Source organism: Cellulomonas septica (assembly GCF_012396155.1).
Lineage (GTDB): Bacteria > Actinomycetota > Actinomycetes > Actinomycetales > Cellulomonadaceae > Cellulomonas > Cellulomonas septica.
In genome coordinates, this window is record NZ_JAAXOY010000284.1 from 1 (window position 1) to 4,395 (window position 4,395).

The 4,395-nt window shown below is 75.6% G+C and carries 6 protein-coding genes; 1 reads left to right on the forward strand and 5 read right to left on the reverse strand.

What is annotated here, in order from left to right; genetic code table 11:
- Positions 1-134: 134 nt before the first annotated feature.
- The 3 genes from HGA02_RS11595 to HGA02_RS11605 are packed head-to-tail and all read right to left on the reverse strand — an operon-like array spanning position 135 to position 1,778.
- Positions 135-557 carry a spore germination protein GerW family protein gene (locus HGA02_RS11595; protein WP_168679141.1) on the reverse strand — a complete coding sequence of 141 codons (423 nt, stop codon included), beginning with the start codon at positions 555-557 and terminating at the stop codon, positions 135-137.
- A gap of 46 nt (positions 558-603) precedes the next feature.
- A complete protein-coding gene (locus tag HGA02_RS11600; RefSeq protein ID WP_343035452.1) occupies positions 604-1,335 on the reverse strand; it encodes a S1C family serine protease in 732 nt (243 codons plus the stop codon).
- Complete coding sequence (locus tag HGA02_RS11605) at positions 1,332-1,778, reverse strand: efflux RND transporter periplasmic adaptor subunit (RefSeq protein WP_210728473.1); 447 nt, start codon at positions 1,776-1,778, stop codon at positions 1,332-1,334. Before HGA02_RS11605 ends, HGA02_RS11600 begins: the two co-directional genes overlap by 4 nt.
- Between HGA02_RS11605 and HGA02_RS11610 the strand changes: the two genes are divergently transcribed.
- Entirely contained in the window at positions 1,753-2,316 is a 564-nt protein-coding gene (locus HGA02_RS11610; RefSeq protein ID WP_168679142.1) for a DUF5995 family protein, read from the forward strand. The genes HGA02_RS11605 and HGA02_RS11610 overlap by 26 nt on opposite strands.
- A 91-nt stretch (positions 2,317-2,407) precedes the next feature.
- On the opposite strand, the gene HGA02_RS11615 is transcribed toward HGA02_RS11610, so the two are convergent.
- Both HGA02_RS11615 and metX read right to left on the reverse strand, forming a co-directional pair.
- Positions 2,408-3,133, reverse strand: a complete 726-nt coding sequence (locus HGA02_RS11615) for a maleylpyruvate isomerase N-terminal domain-containing protein (RefSeq protein ID WP_168679143.1) — start codon at positions 3,131-3,133, stop codon at positions 2,408-2,410.
- Positions 3,134-3,256: 123 nt separating this feature from the next.
- The coding region (gene metX, locus HGA02_RS11620; RefSeq protein WP_168679145.1) for a homoserine O-acetyltransferase MetX at positions 3,257-4,395 on the reverse strand (1,139 nt) is incomplete at its 5' end.

Below are 4,395 nucleotides of genomic sequence, written 5' to 3' on the forward strand. Positions count from 1 at the left end.
CGGCTGACCGGGACGGCCGGCGCACACCCGGCTGGCCGCAGGTCGGACGTCGGCGACCTCGCGAGGCTGCCAGGACGCACCCGCAGGTGCGCACCGCACCGGAGGTCCGTCCGACGCGACCCGGGTGCGGGGTGTCAGTGCCGGCGGCGCAGCGCCCAGGCGAACGCGAGCACCGTGACCGCGGTCGCGGCGACGATCTGCCCCCCGACGATCACCCGGTTCAGGTCGAGCGTGGGCCGCCACTGCACCCCGGACTCGTCGACGACGAACACGCCGACGGCCTTGACGTGCGCGGCGTACCCGCCACCCCCGCCGTGCCCGCCGCCGTGCCCGTGGTGCGGCTCGGGGTCCCCGGAACGTCGGCCGAACGACGGCGCCGACGGCAGGTCGCCCTCGCCGTCCCCGGCGCCGAGGCCGACCGCCCCCGAGACGCGCGCGACGGGGATGACGAGCCTGCCGTCCTTCTCGTACGCGTCGCCGAACACGCGGCGGACCGTGAGGTTGTCGTTGGCGGCGCCGGCGAGCTGCGTCGGGTCGAAACGAGGTGCGTCGGACATGCGTTCCTCCGTGCGTTCTCGGTCGGTCAGGAGCAGGTCGAGCGGTTCAGGTGCAGGTGGGTGCCTCCGTGAAGGCGGACTCGTCGTCCAGCATGGCGCGCAGGGTGCTCACGGGCACCACGAAGCTGTGCCCCTCGGCGTCCTTCGCGTACACGACCCCGACGACGCGCCCGTCGGTGTCGAGCACGGCGGAGCCCGAGCTCCCCGGCTCGACGGGGGCGTCGGTCACGAGGACCTCGCCGAGGTTGACGTTGAGCGGGTCGGTCGTCGCGCCGAGCACGGCGCCGGTCGTGATCGTGAGCCGCTGCCCGAGCGGGTAGCCGACGACGGTCACGGCGTCACCGGGTACGGGGTCGGCGTCCGCGAGCTCGGGTGCCGCGGGCAGCGGCTCGGCCGTCCGGACGATCGCGAGGTCCGCGAGGCCCGCGGTGCTCGCGGCCGTCGCGCCGACGTCGCGCCCGTCGTACGTGCTGAGCTGCAGCGCGGACGAGTCGGCGACGACGTGCCGGTTCGTGACGAGCGTGTTCGCGTCGATCGCGAAGCCCGAGCCGGTCGAGACGGAGCCGCACCCGATGTTCCGGATGCGGACCGCCATGCGCTGGGCCGAGTCGAAGCCGTCGGGGGAGAGGTTGCCGGACGACGTGGGCGCCGGCGCGGGGGCGCGGCTCGGGATGACGCTCGACGGCACCGGCGCGGGCATGGCCGGCAGGACGGCGCAGCCGGTCAGGGACGCCAGGAGCGCGAGCCCGGAGAGCGCCCTCAGGCGGGGTCGCGTCACCGGTCGAGCTCGCGCTGGAGGGAGGCGTTCGCGTCGGTCGCGGCCCCGCACACGCGGTCCACGTCGGTCGCGAAGCGCTGCAGGTCGGACGGGTCGTACTGGTCGGACTCGCGGAGGTAGCCGATGAGGCGCTGCTGGCCGTCGATGCAGTTCGCGAGCGCGGTCGCGACCTGACCCGCGGCCTGGGACACGCGCGCCTGGTAGTCGGCGAGCTGCTGCTGCGAGGCGCTCGTGTCGCCGAGCCGCGCCTTCTCGTCCGCGAGCTCGGTGATGCGCTGCTGCGCGGCGGCGAGCTGGGTCTGCGTGTCCGTGAGCTCGGCCTGCGCGGCCTCGAGGTCCGTCTGCGCCTGGGCCAGCGCCGTGCCGTGCGTGCGCGCGAGGTCCTCCCACTGCGACGACGACCGCTGCCACGCGCTCGTGGGGCTGCGCGTCGTCGACGGCACGTTCCGCGACCCGTCGTTCGTCGAGGACCTCGACGTGCGGTTCGCGCGCCTGTTCCTCGACGTCCCCGCCGACGTCGCCGCCCAGCGGCCCGTCTCCCGCGCCTGGGCACCGCTCGTCGAGCGTCGGGCTCTGCGCGGCATCGAACCCGTCCAGTTCGCGCTCGCGGGCATGAACGCGCACATCAACCTCGACCTCGCGCTCGCGGTCGTCGCGACGTGCCGGGCGCGCGGCTGCGACCCCGACGACGGCGACGTGCACGCCGACTTCGAGCGCGTGAACCGGGTGCTCGCCGAGGTCGTCCGGCCGATCCGGCAGTCGTTCCTCGACGCGTGCGTCGTGCAGCACGCGGGCGCCCTGTCGCCGCTCGCCGACCTCGTCACGAACTTCTCGATCGACAAGGCGCGCGACGCCGCCTGGGTGTCCGCGCAGGTGCTGTGGGAGGTCCGGGGTGCCACCGCGCTCGCGGCCGCCGTCCGCGACACGCTCGCGCGCACGGTCGGTCTCGTGGGGCGTCAGCTGCTCACGCGCTTCCCCTGACGCACCGGGGCGTCCTGGCACCCGCGATCGACGACGGCGGCGGTCGAGCCGTTCACCGGGCCCGGTGCGTCGGCGCGTGGACCAGGGGGCGTCAGAGCAGGGGGAGCATGCGGCCCAGGTCCGGGACGGCCTCCGAGGTGTGCTGCGCCTGCAGCGCTCGGGCGAGCTCGTCGACGTCGTAGGGCGTGCGCCCCGCGGCCAGGCGGAGCCAGCGACGCGCGTCGGCGACCTCGAGGCTCCACCCGCCACGCGCGACGACGATGTCGAGCAGCGCGTCCGCGACCAGGGCGAGGGCCGTGGGGTCGATCGGGTCCGGGCCGGTCCCGGTGCCGCGCGCGCGGCGCACCGAGCGGGCGAGGTCGTCGGCGTGCACCACGAGCTCGAGCACGCGCGACACGGTCATCGTCGAGAGCATCACGGGACCGCGGCGCGCCTGCACGACGCGGTCGTGCGGCCCCAGCGCGTCGAGGTTCGCGAACGCGGCGGCGGCCATCGCGTCGACGGCCTTCAGCGGGTTCGGTGCGATCTGCTCCGCGAGGTCGCGCGTCGTGTCCGCGATGTCCTGCGCCCGGGCGACGTACGTCCCGACGTACTCGGCGAGCGTGTACGGCACGGTCCCGTCGGGCAGCGGCGTGCACACGGCGAGCGCGTCCATCGCCCGGCCCAGGTGCGCGACGAGCTCGGCGACGGACCAGCCCTCGAGGACGGACGGCGCGTCGGCCACGTCGTCGTCGACGACCTCGGCGACCCACGACCGCAGGCGGTCCCACTGGCTGCGCAGGGCGGCGGACGCGGCGGCGAGGTCGGTGTAGGACATCCGTTCATCGTGCCGCAGTCGCGCCTGCGTGACTCGTCATCCCGCGGACGACCCGCAGCCACGTCCGTCGTGACGCGGTCGACGCCCGCCACGCGGACAGCGGGCGCGCGCCCGGCGACGAGGTCAGCGGGTGCGGACCTCGTCGGTCAGGAACGCGGAGACGATCGCGCCGACCTGGTCCTCCTCGATGAGGAACCCGTCGTGCCCGTACGGCGAGCGCACCGTCCGCACGGGTCCGGCGCCGGGGATGCCCGCGGCGATGCGCGCGGACTGCGCGGGCGGGAACAGCCGGTCGGAGTCGACCGCGATGACCAGGGCGCGCGCGGTGATCTGCGCGAGCGCCGCGGCGACGCCCCCGCGGTCGCGGCCGAGGTCGTGCGTGATCATCGTGCGCGTCAGCGCGACGTACGTGTTCGCGTCGAACCTGCGGGCGAGCTTGTCGCCGTGGTGGTCGAGGTAGGACTGCACGGCGAACCGGCCACCCTCGAGCGGGTCCTCGGCGCCCTGCGGGATGCGCCCGAACCGCTCGTCGAGCTCGGCGGCGCTGCGGTAGGTCTGGTGCGCGATCTGCCGGGCGATGCCGAGCCCGACGTGCGGGCCGTCGCCGTCGGCGGCGTCGTAGTAGTCGCCGTCGCGGTAGCGCGGGTCGGCGTGGATCGCGGCGAGCTGCGTGTGGAACCCGGCGATCTGGTCGCCCGACGTCTGCGCGGCCGTGGCGATCGCGGCGATCGAGCGGACGCGCTCCGGGGCGGTGACGGCCCACTCGAGCACGCGCAGCCCGCCCATGGACGCGCCGATGACGAGGGCCCACGAGTCGATGCCGAGCAGGTCGGCGAGGCGGACCTCGGCGGCGACCTGGTCGCGGACGGTCAGCAGCGGGAAGCGGCCGCCCCAGGGCCGCCCGTCGGGCGCGGTCGACGCGGGACCCGTCGAGCCCTGGCAGCCGCCGAGCACGTTGGGCGCGACGACGAACCACTCGTCGGTGTCGATCGGGGCGCCGGGCCCGACCATCGACTGCCACCAGCCGGCGGTCGGGTGCCCGTCGCCCGCGGGCCCGGTGACGTGCGAGTCCCCGGTGAGCGCGTGCAGGACGAGCACCGCGTTGCTGCCGTCCTCGTTCAGCGTGCCCCACGTCTCGTACGCGAGCCGCACGGCGGGCAGCCTTCCGCCCGACTCGAGCGCGAACGGGCCGAGGTCGGCGAACTGCCGCCGCCCGACCGGGTCGCCCTCGCGCCAGGCCGACGACGCGCGCACGGGCGGCC